20 protein-coding genes are annotated in these 19,888 nt (G+C 72.5%); 13 read left to right on the plus strand and 7 right to left on the minus strand.

Annotated elements, in window-relative coordinates; genetic code table 11:
- Positions 1-3: 3 nt before the first annotated feature.
- Complete coding sequence (locus OHA98_RS07820) at positions 4-1,200, minus strand: globin domain-containing protein (RefSeq protein WP_266923701.1); 1,197 nt, start codon at positions 1,198-1,200, stop codon at positions 4-6.
- Positions 1,201-1,354: 154 nt separating this feature from the next.
- Positions 1,355-1,801 carry an Rrf2 family transcriptional regulator gene (locus OHA98_RS07825; RefSeq protein WP_266923702.1) on the minus strand — a complete coding sequence of 149 codons (447 nt, stop codon included), beginning with the start codon at positions 1,799-1,801 and terminating at the stop codon, positions 1,355-1,357.
- A gap of 178 nt (positions 1,802-1,979) precedes the next feature.
- Between OHA98_RS07825 and OHA98_RS07830 the strand changes: the two genes are divergently transcribed.
- From OHA98_RS07830 to OHA98_RS07855, 6 genes are all read left to right on the plus strand, one after another.
- A complete protein-coding gene (locus tag OHA98_RS07830; RefSeq protein ID WP_266923703.1) occupies positions 1,980-3,386 on the plus strand; it encodes a family 2B encapsulin nanocompartment shell protein in 1,407 nt (468 codons plus the stop codon).
- Between the two features lie 86 nt (positions 3,387-3,472).
- Positions 3,473-4,516 carry a family 2 encapsulin nanocompartment cargo protein polyprenyl transferase gene (locus tag OHA98_RS07835; protein WP_266927788.1) on the plus strand — a complete coding sequence of 348 codons (1,044 nt, stop codon included), beginning with the start codon at positions 3,473-3,475 and terminating at the stop codon, positions 4,514-4,516.
- 115 nt (positions 4,517-4,631) lie between these two features.
- Complete coding sequence (locus OHA98_RS07840) at positions 4,632-5,228, plus strand: N-acetyltransferase (RefSeq protein WP_266927790.1); 597 nt, start codon at positions 4,632-4,634, stop codon at positions 5,226-5,228.
- Between the two features lie 57 nt (positions 5,229-5,285).
- Positions 5,286-5,954 (plus strand): DUF6304 family protein, encoded by a 669-nt coding sequence (locus tag OHA98_RS07845; RefSeq protein WP_266923705.1) that lies wholly within the window; start codon positions 5,286-5,288, stop codon positions 5,952-5,954.
- A gap of 251 nt (positions 5,955-6,205) precedes the next feature.
- Positions 6,206-7,177: a DUF1648 domain-containing protein gene (locus OHA98_RS07850; RefSeq protein WP_266923707.1), complete on the plus strand. Its 972-nt coding sequence runs from the start codon at positions 6,206-6,208 to the stop codon at positions 7,175-7,177.
- A 2-nt stretch (positions 7,178-7,179) separates the two neighbouring features.
- Positions 7,180-7,545 carry a GntR family transcriptional regulator gene (locus OHA98_RS07855; RefSeq protein ID WP_266923709.1) on the plus strand — a complete coding sequence of 122 codons (366 nt, stop codon included), beginning with the start codon at positions 7,180-7,182 and terminating at the stop codon, positions 7,543-7,545.
- A gap of 162 nt (positions 7,546-7,707) precedes the next feature.
- On the opposite strand, the gene snpA is transcribed toward OHA98_RS07855, so the two are convergent.
- Positions 7,708-8,388 carry a snapalysin gene (snpA, locus tag OHA98_RS07860; protein WP_266923711.1) on the minus strand — a complete coding sequence of 227 codons (681 nt, stop codon included), beginning with the start codon at positions 8,386-8,388 and terminating at the stop codon, positions 7,708-7,710.
- 311 nt (positions 8,389-8,699) lie between these two features.
- Here snpA and OHA98_RS07865 point away from each other — a divergent pair, with 311 nt between their 5' ends.
- The 5 genes from OHA98_RS07865 (at position 8,700) to OHA98_RS07885 (ending at position 13,554) form a co-directional block, all read left to right on the plus strand.
- Entirely contained in the window at positions 8,700-9,653 is a 954-nt protein-coding gene (locus OHA98_RS07865; protein WP_266923712.1) for a LysR family transcriptional regulator, read from the plus strand.
- Positions 9,654-9,796: 143 nt separating this feature from the next.
- On the plus strand, positions 9,797-10,789 hold the full coding sequence (locus OHA98_RS07870; protein ID WP_266923714.1) for a reductase: 993 nt from the start codon (positions 9,797-9,799) through the stop codon (positions 10,787-10,789).
- 118 nt (positions 10,790-10,907) lie between these two features.
- Complete coding sequence (locus OHA98_RS07875; RefSeq protein WP_266923716.1) at positions 10,908-12,299, plus strand: choice-of-anchor A family protein; 1,392 nt, start codon at positions 10,908-10,910, stop codon at positions 12,297-12,299.
- A gap of 35 nt (positions 12,300-12,334) precedes the next feature.
- Positions 12,335-12,676, plus strand: coding sequence for a DUF952 domain-containing protein (locus OHA98_RS07880; protein ID WP_266923718.1), 342 nt, complete (start codon positions 12,335-12,337; stop codon positions 12,674-12,676).
- Complete coding sequence (locus OHA98_RS07885) at positions 12,673-13,554, plus strand: SDR family oxidoreductase (RefSeq protein ID WP_266923720.1); 882 nt, start codon at positions 12,673-12,675, stop codon at positions 13,552-13,554. The genes OHA98_RS07880 and OHA98_RS07885 overlap by 4 nt, the downstream gene beginning before the upstream one ends.
- Before the next feature lie 87 nt (positions 13,555-13,641).
- Here the strand turns inward: OHA98_RS07885 and OHA98_RS07890 are convergent, their stop codons facing one another.
- The 4 genes from OHA98_RS07890 to OHA98_RS07905 form a co-directional block, all read right to left on the minus strand.
- The gene (locus tag OHA98_RS07890; RefSeq protein WP_266923722.1) at positions 13,642-14,811 is read right to left on the minus strand and encodes a DUF1266 domain-containing protein; all 1,170 of its coding nucleotides are present in this window, start codon (positions 14,809-14,811) and stop codon (positions 13,642-13,644) included.
- The gene (locus tag OHA98_RS07895; protein WP_266927792.1) at positions 14,808-15,926 is read right to left on the minus strand and encodes a DUF1266 domain-containing protein; all 1,119 of its coding nucleotides are present in this window, start codon (positions 15,924-15,926) and stop codon (positions 14,808-14,810) included. Before OHA98_RS07895 ends, OHA98_RS07890 begins: the two co-directional genes overlap by 4 nt.
- Positions 15,927-16,101: 175 nt before the next feature.
- A complete protein-coding gene (locus tag OHA98_RS07900) occupies positions 16,102-16,809 on the minus strand; it encodes an SDR family NAD(P)-dependent oxidoreductase (protein ID WP_266923723.1) in 708 nt (235 codons plus the stop codon).
- Positions 16,806-17,567 carry a TetR/AcrR family transcriptional regulator gene (locus tag OHA98_RS07905; protein ID WP_266923725.1) on the minus strand — a complete coding sequence of 254 codons (762 nt, stop codon included), beginning with the start codon at positions 17,565-17,567 and terminating at the stop codon, positions 16,806-16,808. The genes OHA98_RS07900 and OHA98_RS07905 overlap by 4 nt, the downstream gene beginning before the upstream one ends.
- A gap of 146 nt (positions 17,568-17,713) precedes the next feature.
- Between OHA98_RS07905 and OHA98_RS07910 the strand changes: the two genes are divergently transcribed.
- Both OHA98_RS07910 and OHA98_RS07915 read left to right on the plus strand, forming a co-directional pair.
- A complete protein-coding gene (locus OHA98_RS07910) occupies positions 17,714-19,183 on the plus strand; it encodes a DHA2 family efflux MFS transporter permease subunit (protein ID WP_266923727.1) in 1,470 nt (489 codons plus the stop codon).
- Positions 19,184-19,412: 229 nt separating this feature from the next.
- A complete protein-coding gene (locus OHA98_RS07915; protein WP_266923728.1) occupies positions 19,413-19,835 on the plus strand; it encodes a hypothetical protein in 423 nt (140 codons plus the stop codon).
- Positions 19,836-19,888: the final 53 nt, after the last annotated feature.

Genomic DNA, 19,888 nt, shown 5'->3' on the forward strand with positions numbered 1-19,888 from the left:
GGGTCAGCCGGCGGCGAGCCAGAGGTCCGGGCCGAACACCTCGTAGTGGATGTCGGACGCCCGGACGCCCGAGCCCAGCAGCTGGCCGCGGACGGCGCGCATGAAGGGGAGCGGGCCGCAGAGATAGGCGTGCGTTCCGGGCAGGACGGTGATACCGGTCAGATCGACCGTCCCGGTGCGGCCGGCGGGGTGGCCGGGCTCCGGGTCCTCGTACCAGAAGTGCGCTTCGGCGCCGGGGAGTTCGCCGGTGAGCAGCGTGTGCTCGGCGCGCAGCGCGTGTGCGGCGGGCGAGCGGTCGCCGTGCACGACGGTGACGGGGGAGCGGTGGCCGGTGTCCACCAGGTGCTCCAGCATCGAGAGCATCGGGGTGCAGCCGATGCCCGCGGAGGCGAGCAGCAGGGGCGCGTCCGTGTGGTCGAGCACCAGATCCCCGTAGGGGACGGAGACGCGCAGCCGGTCGCCGGCCCGGGTGTGCTCGTGCAGCTGCCGGGACACCTCGCCGTCCGGGGTCCCTTCCCCGCGGACCCGCTTGACGGTGATCGAGCGCAGCGGGGACCCGGGGGAGCGGGAAAGGCTGTACTGGCGTATCTGCCGGGCCCCGTCGGGCAGTTCCAGCTGTACGGAGACGTACTGGCCGGGCCGGAAGGAGGGAGCGGCGGTTCCGTCCACGGGGCGCAGCCGGAAGGTGGCGACGTCCTCGGTCTCCTCGGTCCGGTCCACCACCTCCCACTCGCGCCACACATCACCGGCGACGACGCCCCGCTGGGCGTACAGGCGCTCCTCGATGGAGATCAGCGCGCCCGCCATCAGCCAGTAGACCTCGTCCCAGGCGGCGGCGACCTCCGGAGTGACGGCGTCGCCCAGCACCTCGGCGATGGCGGCGAACAGATGGGTGTGCACCACCTCGTACTGTCCGGCGGTCACCCCGAGCGAGGCGTGCTTGTGGGCGATGCGGCCGAGCATCACGTCGGGACGGGTGTCCGGGTGCTCGACCAGTTGGGTCGCGAAGGCGGCGATGGAGCCGGCGAGGGCCTGGCGCTGGGCGCCGGAGGCCTGGTTGCCGCGGTTGAAGAGGTCGCGCAGCAGCTCGGGGTGGGCGTCGAAGAGCTTGCGGTAGAAGAGGTCCGCTATCTCCCCGATGGCCGCGCCCACGGCGGGGAGGGTGGCACGGACGGTGGCGGTCGACGTCTCGGAGAGCATCGGTGGACTCCTCAGGGTGGGATGACGGCGTAATTAATTGGTATGGGAGATGCGTATTTTTGGCCGCGACGGACCGCTCCGTGCGCTGACCCGCGTGCGGGCGCGGGGCGACGGAGTGCCGGAACGGTGGTGCGGGGGAGTGCGGCCCGGCGGGTCAGTCCGGTGCGGGGCGGGCGCTGATGCCTACCAGCAGCGGGCCGGTGGGGGAGACGACGAGTTCGGCGACGGTGACCGGGTCGAGGGTGGCGTAGAAGGCATCCTCGGCCAGGCGCAGGGCGCCGCGCAGACGACAGGCGGAGCGCAGCGGGCACGGGGTGTCGCCCTCGCACTCGACCACTTCGCCCGTACCCTCCAGTTCACGTACGAGCTTGCCGACCGAAGCGCGGTGGCCCGCCGAGGTGAGGGTGAGTCCGCCGCCGCGGCCGCGGCGCGCGTCGACCAGACCGAGGTGCTGGAGCCGGGCGACGACCTTGGCGGTGTGGGTGTACGGCACCCGCATCGTGGCCGCCACCTCCCGGGTGGTCGGCGGATCGTCGTCCCGCGCGACGGCCAGTCGCATGAGCACGCGCAGTGCCACATCGGTGAATCTCGTCAGCCGCATGGGCGCCAGAGTAGATAAGTGGCATCCAAGATGCAAATTAACCGGAGCGCCGGGCGACACGGAACACCGTGCCCCGACTTGGGCCCGGTTAGTCACACTCATTTGTGTAATGGCGCTGCGACTCATCGTGCTGAAAGGCTTCTTCGCGCAGGTCAGTCCATGATCGAAAGGACGTCAGATGTCCGTTGGTGAAGAGGTTCGCGACACGCAGGGCCCGCCGCAGCAGAGTCTCGGCACGGCCGCTGCGCGGAACCTCGCGACGACCACCAAATCCGCGCCGCAGATGCAGGAGATCACCTCGCGGTGGCTGCTGCGCATGCTGCCGTGGGTGCAGGTGCAGGGCGGCACGTACCGGGTGAACCGACGGCTCAGCCACGCGGTGGGCGACGGCCGGGTGACCTTCGTGCAGACCGGCGACCAGGTCGCCGTCATCCCCGCCGAGCTCGGGGAACTGCCCGCGCTGCGGGACTTCGGCGACCAGGAGGTCCTCGCCGAACTGGCCCGCCGGTGCGAACAGCGGGAAGTCGCCGCGGGAGAGGTGATCGCCACCGCGGGGGACGCGGCGGACCGGGTCCACCTGCTGGCGCACGGCAAGGTGGAGAAGGTCGGCTCCGGTCCGTACGGGGACGAGGCGGTGCTCGGAGTCCTCGCCGACGGCTCGTACTTCGGCGACCACAGTCTGGTCGACGGTGACGCCGCCTGGGAGTACACCACCCGCGCCCTCACCCCCTGCACGCTCCTGACCCTGCGCCGCGCGGACGTGCTCAACCTCGCGGACCGCGCCGATTCCCTCCGGGATCATCTCGCCGGTGTGCTCTCCATCCCGCAGCAGCGGACCAACCACTACGGCGAGGCGGCGATCGATCTCTCCGCGGGCCACGTGGGAGAAACGGTTGTCCCGCACACCTTCGTCGACTACGACGCGGCGCCGCGCGAGTACGAACTGAGCGTGGCCCAGACCGTGCTGAAGGTGCACAGCCGGGTCGCCGATCTCTACAACCAGCCGATGAACCAGACCGAGCAGCAGTTGCGGCTCACGGTCGAGGCGCTGCGCGAGCGCCAGGAGCACGAGCTGATCAACAACCGTGAGTTCGGGCTGCTGAACAACTGCGACTACGGGCAGCGGATCCAGCCGCACGACGGGGTGCCCAGCCCCGACGACATGGACGAACTGCTGTCGCGCAGGCGGGGTTCGAAGATGTTCCTCGCCCATCCGAAGGCCATCGCCGCCTTCGGCCGCGAGTGCAACCGGCGCGGTCTGGTGCCGGAGAGCGTGGACATCGGCGGCCACCATGTGCCGGCCTGGCGCGGGGTGCCGATCTTCCCGTCCAACAAGATCCCGGTCAGCGACACCCGCACCACGTCGATCATCTGCATGAGGACCGGCGAGGCCGAGCAGGGCGTCATCGGACTCCAGCAGAGCGGCATCCCGGACGAGATCGAGCCGAGCCTCTCGGTCCGCTTCATGGGCATCGACGAGCAGGCGATCATCTCCTACCTCGTCACCGCGTACTACTCCGCCGCGATCCTCGTCCCGGACGCCCTCGGCGTACTGGAGAACGTCGAAGTGAGCCGCTGGCACTGACCCCTTCGGCGGGCCGGGCGGCGCGGGCCGCCCGGCCCGCCGCCCCGCCCGTATCCACCGCACCCACAGGGGGAGTGACCATGACCATGACGAGTACGGACGCCACGACGGAAGGGCACGAGGCCGCGGTGCTCCTGGAGCGCACCCGCGACATCGTCGACCCGCACCTGCGATCGGCGGTGGAATCGCTGCCCGGCGGGATACGCCGAGTCGCGATGTACCACTTCGGCTGGGAGAACGCGGACGGCACCCCGGCCGACGGGCAGGCCGGCAAGGCCATCAGACCCGCGCTGGTACTGGCCGCCGCCAGGGCGCTGGGCGGTGACCCGGACCAGGCGCTGCGGGCCGCCGTCGCCGTGGAGCTGGCGCACAACTTCACGCTGCTCCACGACGACGTCATCGACGAGGACACCACCCGCAGGCACCGGCCCACGGCCTGGGCGGTCTTCGGTATCCCGGACGCCGTCATCGCGGGCGACGCCCTGCTCGCCCTCGCCCAGCGGCTGCTGGCGGAGGACCCGCACCCGGCCTCCGCCCGCGCCTCCGCGCGGCTCGCCTCGTGCGTGATCGAGCTGTGCGCCGGACAGCAGGCCGACTGCGCCTTCGAGGAGCGCGGCCCCGAGGAGGTCTCACTGGACGAATGCCTCGCCATGGCGACCGCCAAGACCGGCGCCCTGCTCGGCTGCGCGTGCGCGCTGGGCGCGCTCTACGCCGGGGCGGGGGAACGGGCCGTCGGCGCGATGGACGGCTTCGGGCGCGAGGCGGGTCTCTCCTTCCAGCTCATCGACGACCTGATCGGCATCTGGGGCGACCCGGCCCGGACGGGCAAGCCGGTCGGGGCGGATCTGGCCGCCCACAAGAAGTCCCTGCCGGTGGTGGCGGCGCTCACCTCCGGTACCCCCGCCGCCGCCGAACTCGCCGCGCTCTACCGGGGCGCCATGAACACCCGCGGCGAAGTGGAGCGGGCAGCCGACGCCGTCGAGCTGGCCGGTGGCCGGGACTGGGCGCAGGTCTGCGCGGCCGACCGGATGGCACGCGCGGTGCACCATCTGTCCCGGGCGGTGCCCGACCCCGCCGCGGCGGGCGATCTGCTGTCGCTGGCCGAATTCGTCACGCGCCGGACCCACTGACCGCCCTCCCGTGACCGGCCTCCCGTGACCGGCCTCCTGTGACCGGCTTCCGGTCCCAACTCTAGGATTCCACCCGTTGGTTGAGGTCGGGCTGGAGAAGGGGCGGGAGCCGGTCATGGGTGTACGGACACGACGGGCGGACGCACGGGACAGGGACCTGGTCGTCTCGGTCCTGGAAGAGGCGTTCCATCACGATCCGGTCAGCAGCTGGGTCTTCCCCGAGGAGGAGCACCGGCGCGCGGTGCACGGGAAGTTCCTCGGCGTCTTCGTCGACGTCACGCTCACCGAGGGCCGTATCGACGTGCTGGAGGACGGCACCGCCGCGGCCCTGTGGCTGCCGGTGCCCGCGGGGGAGCCCGAGGAGGAGGACCCCACACCCGCGCTGATGCGGCGGACCGCGGACCCCGGCAACGAACGGTGCGAACTCGTGGGCCGGCTCACCGGCGCCATCCACCCGCACGACCGGGCCCACGAGTATCTGCTCATGATCGGTGTCTCCCCCGGACACCAGGGGGAAGGCCTCGGGGCGGCCCTGATCGAGCAGGTCCTGGAGCGCTGCGACCGCGACGGCGTCCCGGCCTATCTGGAGGCGAGCAGCGCCCGCAGCCGCAGCCTCTACGAACGGCTGGGATTCACCTTCATGGGCACCACCGTCGAGCTCCCGGACGGCCCCTCGATGTGGCCGATGTGGCGTGAACCGGACGCGGGTTGAAGCGCAGGTGGAGGGCGCCACGGCGACCCGGCCGGGTACGGGCTACAGTCCCTGCTCATGACAGATGAGTCGTGGGCAGGCTGGTACCGGGACCGCGAGGGTTCCGAGGCCGTCGTACTCACCACGGACGGACGGCAACTCCGCATCCGGATCAGGGGCGTCGACTTCGAGGGCGAAAGCTTCGACGGCCTCGGACCGGTGTCCGGCATACCTCCGGAGAACGACCGGTTCGTCCTGGCGGACGGCATGCTCACCGACTGCGTACTGGAGTGGGATCTGCCGATCCCGGTCCTCTCCGCGGGCACGGTGCGCCAGGCCACGCTCGGTTGCCTGCTGTCGTTGCGCCGCAGCGATCCCGACCTGTACCTCGCCCTGCACCTGGACGGCGCGGTCTACGAATCGGCCCGCGCCGAACGGGACTTCGCGTCGGCGATGGCCACGATCCAGCGCATCCTGCCGTCCGGCACGCAGGTGCAGACGTGCATCGCCTGCGCCTTCTCCGACTACTTCCCGGCACCCGTCCGGGGCCTCTCCGGCGCGCTCGCCTGCTTCCGCGGGGCGAAGGACGCCTACCGGGGCGCCGCGGGCGAGGGCGATGTGCTGGACCTGTGGGACCGGCGGACCGGTTTCGTCCAGGAGATCTGGAGCTGCCGCGAGTTCGAGGCCCGCCCGGCCGAGGGCGCCGGGACCGGCCACCGGGGAGCGTTCCCGCTGGAACTCGCCTGACAGTCGTCTCCGAGTGGGCGGAGGGCCCGGCACCGATGGTGCCGGGCCCTCCGTCGCGCCGCGCACCTCTCCTGCCCGGAGCCGCCGGTGCTCCGGCCGGGCGGATGCTCCCGGCCCGCTGACGGTCCGGGCCCGCTGACGGTCCGGGCCCGCTGACCGTCCGGGCCCGCCGACCCGAAGACCCGGCCCGCGCCCACCGCGCCTTGTTGCGCGCGCATTGTTCTACTAACATGCGAACAACGGAGGTTTTCATGAGACGTAGGAACCTTGGCCGCGTCACCCTCGCGGGCCTGCCCTTTCTGATCGCCCTGCTGGTCGACCTGATCCTGTTCGCCGCCCTCAGGGACCGGCTGCCCGACCGGCTGGCGAGCCACTTCGACGCCGCCGGGGACATCGACGGCCATGTCGGCCGGACCTGGTACGTCCTCGGCATCGTGCTGGCGCTCGGCGTGCTCGGCGTGCTGTGGACCTGGACGGTGGCGAGGGGTACGTTCCACGGCCCGTCCCACCACCGGATCATCGCCGGGGGGTACGCCCTGGCGGCGTTCTTCGGCTATGTGCTCGCGGCGGTGCTGTTCGTCAACCTGGACGCCACCGAGGGCGACCCCGCCGGCGGATTCCCGCTGTGGCAGCTCGCCGCGGCGCTGGGGACCGGTGTCCTCGGCGGCGGGCTGGGGCTGCTGCTCGCCCGGCTCGTCCCGGCGCCGCAGGACCCGCGAACGGGCCCGGGACAACTGCCCGGTGAGCGGATCGCGCTCGCCGACGGGGAGGTCGCCGGCTGGGCCCGCAGCGCCGGTTCCTGGTGGCTGCCGCTGTCCACGCTCGCGCTCCTCGCCGCGGCGGTCGTCCTCCAGTTCGCCGTCGGGTGGCTCGCCGCGGTGCCGCTGCTGCTCCTCGGGCTGGCCCTGCTGACCTTCTCCCGGCCCTGCGTCACCGTGGACCGGCGCGGGCTCACCGTCGCCGGACTGCTGCCCTGGCCGCGCGTCCGCGTCCCCCTGGAGCGCATCGAGTCGGCGGACAGCCGGGAGGTCGACGCCCTTGCCGAGTACGGCGGCTGGGGCTACCGGATCCGCCCCGGCCGGAGCGGGGTCATCATCCGCTCGGGCGAGGCCATCGTGGCCAGGCTGGTGGGCGGCCGCGACTTCGCCGTCACCGTCGACGACTCGGCGACCGGGGCCGCGCTGCTGAACACCCTCGCCGACCGGCAGCGGGCGGGGCGCTGACCATGCTCTTCCGGGTCGACCCCACATCCACCGTGCCGCTCGGTGACCAGATCGCCGCGTCGGTCCGCCGTGCCGTCGCCGACGGCGCGGTGACCCAGGGGGAGCGGCTGCCCGCCGCCCGGGTGCTGGCCGAGTCGCTGGGCGTCAATGTCCACACGGTGCTCCGCGGCTATCAGCGGCTCCGTGAGGAGGGGCTGATCGAGCTGCGCCGGGGCCGCGGGGCCGTCGTCACCGGCGGAGCCTCGCCGCACCGGGCCCGGCTGCTGGAGCGCGTACGGGAAGTGGTCTCGGACGCGCGGGAGCTGGGCATGACGGAGGACGAGCTGCTGGCTCTCGTCCGTGCCGAACTGGGCGGGTCCCCCCGGTAGGGCCGAGTGCCGGTGTTCTTGGAGCCGTTCAGCCCACAAGGGGCCACCCCGCGGTGCGGGATGGCCCCTTGTGGCATGGGGGAACCGGTGGCCGGTGCGCGGTGTGCGGCGTTGCCGCCGGGAGCGGTGGCGCCGGGTGCCGTACCTGCCCGTACGGGGGCGTCAGGAGGTGGCGCGGGCCAGCGCGGCCGCGAAACCGTTCTGCCACAGGTAGTTCACCTGCGACTTCTCGCTCGCGTTCGGGTAGGCGTTGGTGCAGGACGTGCCGGGGCCGCCGCCCGACATGAGCTCGCTGCACGGACCGGAGTAGTGGTCCGGAAGGCCGAGCACGTGCCCGGTCTCGTGGGCCGTGACCCGGGTCGAGTCGTACTGCTGGTTCTGCGCGTAGTCGAGGAAGATGTACCCGTTGCCGTGCCCGTCGGTGCTCGCGTACGAGCCTCGCGAGTCATTGCCCTCGTAGTAGGTGAAGTCGGCGTTGGAGCCCTGCTGGAGCTTGACGTTGGAGACCGAGCTGTTCCAGATCTGCGCGCTGCTGGCTATCTGGCTGCTGAAGCTCGGGGCGTTGGAGGCGTTGTAGACGACGGTGACCGCCTGCGTGCCCGGGTTGGCGGCACGCTTCTCGGCGACGGACTTCACCACCGCGTCGAAGAACGCCCGGTTGGCCGCGGCGTTCTCGCTGGACCCCTCGTACGCGGCGAAGCTCGCCTGGGTGCCGGCCGCGGAGCCGGTGGGTGCGACAGGGGCCGGAGCCGAGGCGAGCGCCGGTGCGGTGCCCAGTGCGGCGACGAGCCCGAAGCCGATGCCGACGACGGCCGAGGCGAAGGCGGTCCTGGAGTTTCTCATGGGGGGTTTCTCCTACGTGTCCGATGAACCCGTGCCGCGGGGGTGTCCGGTGACCGGACTCGGTACGGGTGCGGTACGGGGAGAGTGTGGGGGAGCACCGGTCCCGCGCGGATGATGTCAATCCGCGATAGCGCCGCCCTATCGCCCGGCCGGTCCCCGAGCGGGGCCCGGCCGGGCGCCCTGGTGCCACGCGCACCGGAACAGCACGGCATCAGCACGTTTCGGTCGCCCCAACACCCGCTGAATTGACGCCCTTTGGTGGGGTTGCGGCGTCTGGTGCCGGGTGTGCGGGCCGCCATACTCTCGGCTGCATGGAGCTTGAGGTGAGACACCTCAGGGCGCTCTGCGCCATCGCCGAAACGGGAAGCCTGCACCAAGCGGCCCGGCGTCTCGGCGTCAGCCAGCCCTCCCTGACCACCCAGCTGAAACGCATCGAGAACTCCCTCGGCGCCGAACTGTTCCGGCGCGAACGGACCGGATGCCGGCCGACCCTGCTGGGCCGGGCCGTTCTCAGCAGGGCCCGCCCCCTCGTCGACGGGATGAGCGCACTGGTCACCGACGCGCTGGCGGAGGCCGAGGCGGCCCGCCCGCGCGGGGCGCGGCTGCGCATCGGATCGACCGCGAGCCGGGTCATCGGCGGCTGGCTGCGCAGGCTGCGGGTCCGGCTGCCCGGCACCGACATCTCGCTGCGGGTCGATGTGTCGGCCCACGCGCTGCTGCGCACCGTCGAGGCGGGCCGCCTCGACGTCGCCTTCGTGCACGAGGTGGAGGGCAGCCCGCTGTCCATACCGGACGGCCTGGAGCAGCGGGTGCTCCTCGACCGTGAACCGCAGTTCATCTCGCTCGCCCGGGACCATCCGGCGGCAGCCCGCCCGGTGGTGGAGCTCGGTGATCTGGCCGGGGACCGGTGGATGGTGGACCCGACGGTGGACGGCGAGTGGGACGGGGTGCGCCGGGTGCTCGGTGCCGCCGGACTCGACCCGCCCGTGCTGCACGGCGACTACCTCACCGCCGCCTCCCTGGTCGTGCTCGGTGAGGCGGTCGCCCCCTGCCAGCCCACCTCGGGGCCGCGCGACGACATGGCGATCCGCCCGCTGCGCGACGACCCGCTCGCCGTGCGGCTGCTGCTGGTCTCGCGCCCGGAGGCCGATACGGAGGCGGTGTACGGGGAGTTGGAGGCCGCCTACATGGAGGCCGCCCGGCAGGTGACCGGCTACCACGAATGGCTGCTGCGCCACCGCAGCCCGCTGGCGCGCGCACTCTGACACCCGGCACCGGCCTCCCCGCCCGGCCGCGGGTTCCCGGTACGGGGTACGGCCGAGGGTCCGCCGCCCGGCCGCGGGTTCCCGGTTCTGCTGACAGCGTGGTCATGTTCCCGGCCGGGCGTCCGGCGGGCAGAGTCATCACCATGAAGGTACTGATGCTGGGCGGTACGGAGTTCGTCGGACGCGCCGTCACGGAGGCCGCCCTGGCCCGGGACTGGCAGGTCACCGTCTTCCACCGCGGTCACCACGCGCCGCCGCCGGGCGTGACCGCGCTGACCGGCGACCGGACGGGCGGCGAGGGCGGCCTGGTGGCCCTGTCCGAGGGCTCCTGGGACCTGGTCGTCGACACCTGGAGCGGCGCGCCCTCGGCCGTCCGGGACGCCGCCCGGATACTCAACGGGAGAGCGGGGCACTACACATACGTTTCCAGCCGTTCCGTGTACGAGTACCCGGCCCCGGCCGGACTCGGCGAGGACGGCCCACCGGTGTCCGGCGCCTCTCCCGACGCGGGCGGTGACGTCCCGTACGCCCTGGCCAAACGCGGCGGCGAGCTGGCGGCGCTCGACACGTTCGGCGACCGTGCGCTGCTGGCCCGCGCGGGCCTGATCATCGGCCCCGGCGAGAACATCGGCAGACTGCCCTGGTGGCTCGGCCGGACGGCCCGCGGCGGACCGGTCATCGCCCCGGGCCCCCGCGACGCGGCGCTCCAGTACATCGACGCCCGCGACCTGGCGAGCTGGCTCCTGGACGCCGCCGCGAGCGGGCTGAACGGCGCGTACAACACGGTCAGCCGCCCCGGTCACGCCACGATGGGCGAGCTGCTGGACTCCTGTGTGCGGGTCACCGGATCCGTCGCGGAACTGCGCTGGACCGACCCCGGGAAGCTGCTCGCGGCAGGCGTCGAGCCCTGGAGCGACCTGCCGATGTGGCTGCCCGCCGGAGAGCTCCACGACACGCTGTACCAGGGCGGCCACACCAAGGCGTACGCCGCCGGACTGCGCTGCCGGCCGGTCGGGGAGACGGTCGCCGACACCTGGTCCTGGCTGTGCGGGCGGGGCGGCGTCGCGCCGCACCGCCCGGACCGGCCCCCGGTCGGCCTCGATCCGCGGACCGAGGAGAAGCTGCTGGCCGCCTGAGCCCCCGGCGTACCCCGCCTCCGAGGGGCTCGTGCCCGAACTCCCGCATTCCATGAAACCGGCCACATCCGGCGTGTCATACAGGGTGAATAAGTAGTAAAGCTGCATATTTCCCGGCATGGGAGAACAGGCGCACAGGCACGGCAGGCGGATCAAGGCGGCGACCACGGTGGCGACGGCGGCGGCCATGGTGGGCATGTTCGCGCCCGCCGCGGCGGCGGACCCGCTGCCCGGTGGGCTGGGACCCTGTCTCGGCAGCGACTGCCCGTCCACCTGGAACGATCCGAACAACGGACCGGTCGCCGGGTTCGACAGCAACATCAATATCTACGTCGGCGGTGACTTCCTCGTCAGGGAGGCGGCTGCCGAGGCCGAAGGGAAGATCGTCACCCTCGGCGTCTTCGACATGGACAAGCGTCCGGGCGCCTCACAGATCTACAACGTCGGTGTGGCCGGGGTCGGTTCGCGCGTGCCGCCGCCGGACGGCTCCGACTATCTGACGGTGGGCGGCGACGTGACCATCGCCCCCGGCGAGCGGCTGCTCGCCGAAGAGGGCTCCCACTCCGGGAGAGTCGCCCACGGCGGTGGCCTCACCGGCACGGTCAACCCCACCGGCGCCCCGCACTTCGTCCAGGACGCCACCGCACCGTACGAGGCACTGCGCGCCCAGCTGGCCGGGGCGAGCCACTGCTACGCCTACGAGGGCGATGCCCACCGCGGGGCGACGGGCACCTGGCGGACGACGGGCGACACCACCACGTTCACCGGTGACGGCACCTCGGCCGTCCAGATCTTCGACGTGGACGCGGATCTGGTGTCCGCCGCGGGCGGTGACACCGGCTTCGCCTTCGCGGACATCCCGGACGGAGCCACGGTCCTGGTCAATGTGTACGGCAGCACCCGCCGCGTCAGCACGCTCATGGACACCCTGCCCGATCCGGGGCTGCGCGAGCACCTGCTGTGGAACTTCCCGGACGCCACCGGCCTCACGCTGTCCGGCTCGGGCCAGTTCCAGGGCAGCGTCCTGGCCGGCCGGCCCACCGGAACGACGACGCTCCGGATGAGCGGGACCAACGGCCGGTTCTACACGGCCGGTTCGCTCACCCACAGCTCGGCCGGTGAATCGGGCGGCCAGGAGCTGCACGCGTACCCCTTCGTCGGCGACCTGCCCGCCTGCGGCACGGAACCCACGCCCACTCCCACCCCGACGGAACCGACCCCCACTCCGACGGAGCCCACCCCGACCCCGACGGAGCCCACCCCGACCCCGACGGAACCGACCCCCACGCCCACCGAGCCCACCCCCACCCCGACCGAGCCGACCCCGACCCCCTCGGAGAGCAGCCCCGGCCCCAGCCCCTCGCACTCACCGGGCCACCCCGGCGGCGAACTCCCGCACACCGGCTCCCGGGGCGGCGAATGGATCATCGGAGGCATCGCGGCAGCACTCGTCGCGGCCGGTGGAGCGGCCCTGGTGACCGCGCGCAGGGCACGCCGCCGCAACGGCTGATACCGGCGCGCGGGCCCAGACCTTAGCGTGGCCGGATGACCGAACCGCTTCTGCACATCACGGAGGAACCCCTGTGGGAGGCGGCGCGCGGGAAGGGCAGGTACGAGATGTCCACCCGCGGCCGCACCCTCGGGGAGGAAGGTTTCATCCACTGCTCGCTGCCCCACCAGCTCGCCGGTGTGGCACAGATGCTGTACGGGGCCGATGACCAGGGCCTGGTGGTCCTGGTCATCGATCCCGGCCGGCTCACGGACCCCGTGCGGTACGAGGCCGTGAAGCCGGGCGGAGAGAAGTTCCCGCACCTGTACGGACCGCTTCCGGTGGACGCGGTCGTGGAGGTACGGCCCTGGCAACGAGAGGAAGGCGAAACCCAGTGATCGGCCCCCTCACCGCGGTGACCGGAGCGAGCGGCGCGGTCGGCGGCCGGGTCGCCCGGCGGCTCGCGCGCACCGGCGTCCCTGTCCGCCTGCTCGGCCGCGACCCGTCCCGGCTGCCGGACCTGCCCGGCGCGGTCCACGCGCCCCCGGCCCCCTACGGCGACGCGGAAGCGATGCGCCGCGCCCTGGACGGGGCACACACCCTGTTCCTGGTCTCCGCGCACGAAAGCCCCGACCGGGTGCGCCAGCACACCACGGTGGTGGACGCGGCCGTCGCCGTGGGCGTCGAGCGGATCGTGTACGTGTCGTTCCTCGGCGCCGCACCGGACGCGACGTTCACCTTCGCCCGCGACCACTGGCACACCGAGGCACACATCCGCACCAGCGGGCTGCGGTACACCTTTCTCCGCGACAGCCTGTACCTCGCCGGTATCCCGGCGATGACCGGCGCCGACGGCGTCCTGCGCGGGCCGGGCGGCGACGGCAGGGTCGCGGCCGTCGCGCACGAGGACATCGCCGACTCCGCCACCGCCGTACTGCTCGACGAGAGCACCGGCCATGACGGCCGGGTCCACGACCTCACCGGACCCGAGGCGTTCACCCTGGCCGAAGCCGCCGAGGAGCTGAGCCGCCGCACCGGACGGACGGTCCGTTACGTCCCCGAGACCCGGGAGGAGGCCTACGCCTCCCGGGCCGGGTACGGAGCCGAGGACTGGGAGGTGGCCGGCTGGGTCACCTCGTACGAGGCCATCGCGACCGGTGAGATGGCGACCGTCTCGGACGCCGTACCGGCCCTCACCGGGCACCCGGCCATGAGCCTCGCCACCTATCTGGAGGAGAACCCGGACAGCTACCGCCATCTGCTCACCGGGTCCTGACGGTACGGGGCCGCCGGCCCACGGCAGCGCGGCCGACGGTCCAGGACCGCCGGCCCAGGACACCGCCGGCCCGGGACACCGCCGGGCTCAGCGCCACGGAATGTGGCGCCAGGGACTGCCCTCGCTCTCCGCCAGAAGGCGGTGGGCGAGGACGTTCTGCTCGTAGAACGGCCCGTACTCCTCGTCGTCGAAGCGCAGCACCCGGCCCAGCGCGTACGCCGCCGAGAACTCCTCCCACGAACGGTAGGCCGACTTGCCCAGCGCCCCGGCGTACACGATCGCCTGCTCCGCCTCCGCCTGGGTGCAGTAGCGGGCCGACAGCCCCCAGCGCGCCAGGTTCACGGCGCGCCCGTAGTCGTAGGCGACCGTGGTGCGCACCCTGCCGTCGGGCGGCAGCAGACCGTCCGCCCGGAACCGGGCCTCGTACCGGATGATCCTGCGCACCAGTTCCTCGATGCCCCGTACGTCGTCGGGGTCCGCCCCGATGTCCTGGGCGTGACCCGCGGCGGTCTCGCGCCACAGATCGGCCGAGGGCGGCTCGCCGTGCACGACCCGCAGCTGCTCCCGGGCACGGAGCGCGAAGTCCGGCTCCGGCGGGCTGTTGCGGGCGTCCAGCAGGGCGTTCAACTGCTTCTGCCAGCCCGCGTGATCGGTGATCCCCCAGGAGTCGCGGAGCTGCTCGCGCTCCTGTGTGTAGGCGCGGAAGACCGTGCCGATCTCGTTCCACGGCACTCCGTTCCCGATCGCCAGATGAACCCCGCAGGCCAGCCCGTAGGCCAGTGGACCGTGCAGCGCGCCGTGCCGCAGCGCGAGCAGCCTGCCTCCGTCGGGGCGGTCGTTCTCGGCGTAGCAGCGCAGCCACACGGCCCGGTGCGGAGGTGCGGTGGGCAGCAGGAGCTGGGCGGGCGTACCGACGTTGACGCCCAGCAGCTCCCGGGGGTCCGGCCAGTCGAACTCGGCGATCCACCGCAGCGAGACCCCCCGGAACACCCAGTCCGGATGCCACGGCGGCAGCATCCCGCGGGTGAGCACCGGCATGCAGACCTGTCCCGACGGGTCCCTGTGCGGACGCCAGGTGATCACCCTGGGATCGGCGTCGACCTCGGCCTTCGGCGCGGGGATGTACAGCTCCGCCCCGGCCAGCACCCGCAGTTGGGCCTCCGTGTCACCCCGCAGCCCGGCCTCGTAGAGCAGTTGCTCGGTCTCGGACGGCGGGTACCAGGGAGCCGGGTGTGCGGCCGGCGGGTGCGGGTTCATGACCAAGGGATGTTCCGGTAGGGGCTCGTGGGGTCCTGGGTGAGGATGCGGTGCTGGGCCAGCGACTCCTGGACCGTGTGGCCCGTCCCCTCGTCCTCGTCGAAGTGGATCAGCCGGGTCAGGCAGTAGCCGAGCGAGAAGTCCGCCCAGGAGCCGTACGCGCGACGGGCCAGAACGCCGATCCGCAGGACCGCCTGCTCGGCCTCGGCCGGCTCGCAGAAGCGGGCTCCCAGGGCGAGCCGCACCACGTTGACCGCCCGCCCGTGGTCGAACGCGGCCAGGGTGTCGACGCGGTCGTCCGGCGCGAGGAAGCCCTCGGCCCGGAACAGGTCCTCGTAGCGCACGATCCGCCGCAGCGCCTCCCGTGCCTCCGCGAGATCCTCCGCGTCGGCGCGGCGTGCGGCCGGCGTACCGGTCACCGCCTCGGACCACTCCTGGTGGGAAGGCGTGCGGCCGAGCCGGGTGGCGAGGGCGGACCGGGTGCGCAGGACGGTCTCATGGACCCGGCCGACCAGGCGGGTCCGCATCAGGGAGTCGAGCCGTTCCCGGTAGTCGGCTCGGTGGTGGATGCCCCAGGGGCTGCGCAGCCGGGCCTTGTCCGTCGGGTAGTCCTCGTACACGGCACCGAGCTGGTTCCAGACGAGGCCGTTGTGCAGGGCGAGATGGGCGCCGAGGGCCAGCCCGTGCGCGAGCGGCCCGTGCAGCGCCCCGCCGCCAAGGGTGAGCAGCCGGCCCGCCCGCGGCCCGCCGGACCGCGCGTCGGCCTTCAGCCATGCCCGGTGGTGCCGGGTCCGGGCCTCGACGAGGGCGGCGTACGGCGTGCCGTGATTGACCGAGAGCCACCGGCGGTCCCGCGGCCAGGCGAGGGCGAGTTCGGCGAGCCGGGTCCGGCGGAACACCCACTCCGGATGCCAGGGCGGCAGCATGCCCGGGGTCAGCACGGGGACACAGATCCGGCCGGTCGCGGGATCGTGGAACGAGGGGAGCGGGGCGGTGAAGCCGGGGGTGTCGGCGTGCAGCCGGGGGACGAGTACATACAGCGGGGTACGGGAGAGGGCGTCCAGGACCGCGTCCGCGCCGCCGCGTGACGTGGCCTCGTACAGCTCCCGCTCGATGTCCGTCGGCGGCGCGGCGCCGTGTTCCGCGTACGGTCCGGCGGGCGGCGTGGGGCCGGCTCCCGGGTGCGACGGCGCCGGCAGGCCGGTGGTGCTGTGTGTGTGCGGCCCTGCCCCCGCACCGGTCCCCGTGGTCACGGGACGATCCTACGAAACGGTGACCGGGCGGGGACGGTCACCAGGGAACGGGCCCGAAGTTCCCGACGAAGCCGCCCGTGGGGCCGTCGGCTCCCGACATCGCCGTCCGCACGATGATCCCGGCGCCCTCCTCGACGCTCAGGATCCCTCGGTGGCCGTTCAGATCGGTGGCCGTCCAGCCGGGATCCACCGCGCTGAACCGGATCGCGGGGTACGTCATGGCGTACTGCGCGGTGAGCATGTTCAGGGCGGCCTTGGAGGAGTTGTAGCCGAGGCTCGGGTAGTAGACGGGCAGCAGGGGGCGGTAGCGCTCGGGCGCGGCGGCGATGGCCAGGGAGCCGAGTCCGCTGCTGACGTTCACCACGGCCGGCGACTCACCGGCCTCCAGGAGCGGCAGGAACGCCTGGGTCACACGCACGACCCCGAGGACATTCGTCTCGTACACCGCGCGCACATCCTCGGCCGTCATCTCGCCGGGCTCCTTGAGGGGGCCCGTGATGCCCGCGTTGTTCACGAGGACGTCAAGGCCTCCGCTCCGCTCGCGCACGGCCGCCACGGCCGCCCGTACGGTTTCGTCGCTGGTCACATCGAGGAGAACGGCGTGTGCGCCGATCTCCTCGGCGACCGCCCGTCCCCGGTCGAGGTCCCGTGCGCCGAGATGGACGGTGTGGCCCGCCTCGACCAGCCGCCGTGCCGTCTCCCGGCCGAGGCCCCTGGTGGCGCCGGTGATAAGAGTCGTCGTCACGGTCGCGCACTCCCGGAAGAGCGGCTGACACCGGCTTCAGTACGGACACCGGCTTCAGTACGGGCACCGGCTTCGGCACGGGCACCGGCGTCGGTCCGGGCCGCGGGTTGTGTGGCGTGGGCGTGCAGGAAGGTGTCGACCGCCGCCCCTGTCACGGCGCGCAGTTCACCGTCCGGGACCTGTCGGGTGCCGAGCCGGGATCGGATGTCCATCGGCCCCAGGAGCAGGGCGAGGAACTGCTCCGCCGCCAGGTCCGGGTCGTGGGTCCGCAGCCGTCCCGAGAGCGTCAGCCGCGCCAGCCGGTCCGCGAGGGTGTCCATGACGCGCCGCGCCCCCTCGTGCTGTACGACATCGAGCAGTTCGGGAAACCGGGTGGCCTCGGCGTGCATGAGCCGGCGCAGCGCCCATGACTCCTCGGTGGAGTGGGAGCGCAGGAGCCGGTGCCCTGTGAGCTCCAGCGCGGCGCGCAGGTCGTCCCCCGGTTCGCGCAGTCCGTCGAGCGCGGCGAGTTGATGGCCGACCGTGCGGGCGGCGACGGTCTCCATCGCTTCGCGGAACAGGGACTCCTTGTCGCGGAGGTGGTTGTAGACGGTGGGCTTGGCGACGCCCGCCTCGGCCGCGATCTCCTGCACACAGGACTGCCCGTACCCCTCGCGGGCGAAGACCCGGAAGGCGGCGTCGAGGATGGCCCTCCGCTTGTCGATGCGTCCGCGTGAGGTGTCTCGCCGGGGCGCGGGAGAGGTTCTGGATTCCGTCACCCCGTCAGCGTACCGTCGCAACTCGAAGAATGAACCAATGAGTTCAGTCTTCTGGGCGTATTGGTTGCCCGGCTCCGGCGGAGGCCGTTATGTTGAACCGACCGGTTCAAGTGATGTTCCATGACGTTCCTGATGGAGTTGCGACTATGTCCACAACGCGGGATGGCCGTCTGGACCCCGGGCTGCTGCGACTGATCGGCGTGGTCCTGCTGGGCGGGATCATGGGGATCCTCGACAGCACGATGGTGGCCGTCGCGGCCGACACGCTCTCCCGAGAGTTCAAGACCTCGCTGACGTCGGTCAGTTGGGCCTCGACCGCCTATCTGCTCACGCTGACCATCACGATCCCGGTCGCCGGCTGGGCGATCGGCCGGTTCGGCGCCAGGCGGCTGTGGCTGTTCGGGCTGGTGCTGTTCCTGGTGGGCTCGCTGGCGTCCGCGCTCGCCTGGAACCTGAGCAGCCTGATCGTCTTCCGGATCGTGCAGGGCTTCGGTTCCGGTGTGCTCGATCCGCTCGTCCTGGTGATCCTGGCCCGGGCGGCGGGTCCGAACCGGGCCGGACGTGTCATGGGCATGATGGGTGTGGTGCTGTCGCTCGGCCCGGTCCTCGGCCCGGTGCTCGGCGGGGTGGTGCTCGAATCCCTGGACTGGCGCTGGATGTTCTTCATCAACCTGCCGGTCGGGATCGTGGCCTTCCTGCTCGCGACGCGGGTCATCCCGGCCGACCCGGCCGGCGCACGGTCCGGGACCCGGCTGGATGTCACCGGCTTCGCGCTGATGGCCCCCGGCTTCGCCGCCATGGTGCTCGGCCTCACCCAGGCCGGCGAACACGCCGGATTCGCGGCGTCGTCCGTGCTCGTCCCGCTGGCCATCGGCCTCGTCCTGCTCATCGGTTACGTACTCCACGCACTGCGCGCCCGGCGCGTCCCGCCGCTGATCGATGTCCGGCTCTTCAGCAGCCGCAGCTTCGCCGCGAGCGTCACCGTCCAGGGGCTCGTCGGACTTGCCACCTACGCGGGCCTGTTCGCGCTGCCGCTCTATTACCAGCTGCTGCACGGACACGGGGCCCGCGCGGCCGGGCTGCTCGTGGCGCCGCTGGGCCTGGGCTCCGCACTCGCCATGCCGCTCGCGGGACGGCTCAGCGACCGGATGGGGGCCCGCACTCCCGCCCGGTGCGGCGCGGTCGTCGCGGCGCTCGGCGCGTTCGCACTCACCCGCGTCGGCGGCGACAGCGGCGAACTGTGGTCGGCGCTGGGCGCCTTCGCGATCGGCCTCGGCCTGGGCGCCGTCGGCGCGCCCACCATGGGCGCGCTCTACCGGACGCTGCCCCCGGAGAAGGTGCCGCAGGGCAGCTCGGTGCTCTACAACCTCAATCAGCTGGGCGGCGCGCTCGGCGTCGCGCTCGTCACCCTGATCCTCGCGACGGCGGGGGCGGACAACGGGAATCGGGCCGACGCGGTCAGTGGGTTCCACAGCGTCTACTGGTTCGTGACCGCGGTCTGTGTGGTCATCCTGATCGCCACGCCGCTGCTGCCCGGAAGGCCCGAGGCCCTGCCCGCCGCGGCGGCGGTGGAGCCGGAGGGAACCGCGGCGAAGGAACCCGCCGCCGGCGCGTGAGAACGGTGCTCCGCGGCCACGCCGGTACCGGAGAGGCGGCGGAAGCGGCAGCACCGGAGACCGCGAGGGCGACCGGGGTCACCGCGACGGCCGCCCGCGCCAGCGGCCCCGCCGATTTCACCCGGATGGCCGCGTCCGGGTGGCCGCACCCCGCCGGGCGGCGGAGCCTCAGGGTTCGTAGGCCACACCCGGATTTCGGGGTCTGTCGATCGGACTGTGGAGGTCCCCCATGAGCAACGCGGCGCAACAGCACCGGACACCGGCATCCACGACGAACTCCTGGGCGACCGGCGGCCTCGTCTTCGCGGGGGTCCTGATGCTTGTCGAGGGAATCCTCGGCATCTTCCAGGGCATAGCCGCCATCGCCGAGGACGACGTCTACACACGGTTCGGCGACTACGTGTTCAAGTTCAACCTGACCGGCTGGGGCTGGATCCACCTGGCCCTCGGCATCGTCCTGTTCATCACCGGGTTCGGGCTGCTCAAGGAGTCCTCCTGGGCGCGCGGCCTGGGTATCGGGCTGGCCGCACTGAGCATCATCGCCAACTTCATGTTCCTGCCGTACCAGCCCATCTGGGCCCTGGTCCTCATCGCCATCGGGATCTTCGTCATCTGGTCCCTGAGCACCGTCGAGCCCGACGGCAAGATCTGACCGGGCACCACGGCCACCGCCGCCCGGTAACCGGACGGCGGTGCCCGCGTACG

The organism is Streptomyces sp. NBC_00654 (assembly GCF_026341775.1).
Classification (GTDB): Bacteria; Actinomycetota; Actinomycetes; order Streptomycetales; family Streptomycetaceae; genus Streptomyces.

Excerpts from the sequence above, each read along its gene's own strand:
- OHA98_RS07845 (WP_266923705.1), top strand. The coding sequence starts at position 5,286 with ATGACAGATGAGTCGTGGGCAGGCTGGTACCGGGACCGCGAGGGTTCC.
- OHA98_RS07840 (WP_266927790.1), top strand. The coding sequence starts at position 4,632 with ATGGGTGTACGGACACGACGGGCGGACGCACGGGACAGGGACCTGGTC.
- OHA98_RS07870 (WP_266923714.1), top strand. The coding sequence starts at position 9,797 with ATGAAGGTACTGATGCTGGGCGGTACGGAGTTCGTCGGACGCGCCGTC.
- OHA98_RS07855 (WP_266923709.1), top strand. The coding sequence starts at position 7,180 with ATGCTCTTCCGGGTCGACCCCACATCCACCGTGCCGCTCGGTGACCAG.
- OHA98_RS07825 (WP_266923702.1), bottom strand. The coding sequence starts at position 1,801 with ATGCGGCTGACGAGATTCACCGATGTGGCACTGCGCGTGCTCATGCGA.
- OHA98_RS07915 (WP_266923728.1), top strand. The coding sequence starts at position 19,413 with ATGAGCAACGCGGCGCAACAGCACCGGACACCGGCATCCACGACGAAC.
- OHA98_RS07875 (WP_266923716.1), top strand. The coding sequence starts at position 10,908 with ATGGGAGAACAGGCGCACAGGCACGGCAGGCGGATCAAGGCGGCGACC.
- OHA98_RS07890 (WP_266923722.1), bottom strand. The coding sequence starts at position 14,811 with ATGAACCCGCACCCGCCGGCCGCACACCCGGCTCCCTGGTACCCGCCG.
- OHA98_RS07830 (WP_266923703.1), top strand. The coding sequence starts at position 1,980 with ATGTCCGTTGGTGAAGAGGTTCGCGACACGCAGGGCCCGCCGCAGCAG.
- OHA98_RS07880 (WP_266923718.1), top strand. The coding sequence starts at position 12,335 with ATGACCGAACCGCTTCTGCACATCACGGAGGAACCCCTGTGGGAGGCG.
- OHA98_RS07910 (WP_266923727.1), top strand. The coding sequence starts at position 17,714 with ATGTCCACAACGCGGGATGGCCGTCTGGACCCCGGGCTGCTGCGACTG.
- snpA (WP_266923711.1), bottom strand. The coding sequence starts at position 8,388 with ATGAGAAACTCCAGGACCGCCTTCGCCTCGGCCGTCGTCGGCATCGGC.
- OHA98_RS07865 (WP_266923712.1), top strand. The coding sequence starts at position 8,700 with ATGGAGCTTGAGGTGAGACACCTCAGGGCGCTCTGCGCCATCGCCGAA.
- OHA98_RS07850 (WP_266923707.1), top strand. The coding sequence starts at position 6,206 with ATGAGACGTAGGAACCTTGGCCGCGTCACCCTCGCGGGCCTGCCCTTT.
- OHA98_RS07820 (WP_266923701.1), bottom strand. The coding sequence starts at position 1,200 with ATGCTCTCCGAGACGTCGACCGCCACCGTCCGTGCCACCCTCCCCGCC.
- OHA98_RS07835 (WP_266927788.1), top strand. The coding sequence starts at position 3,473 with ATGACGAGTACGGACGCCACGACGGAAGGGCACGAGGCCGCGGTGCTC.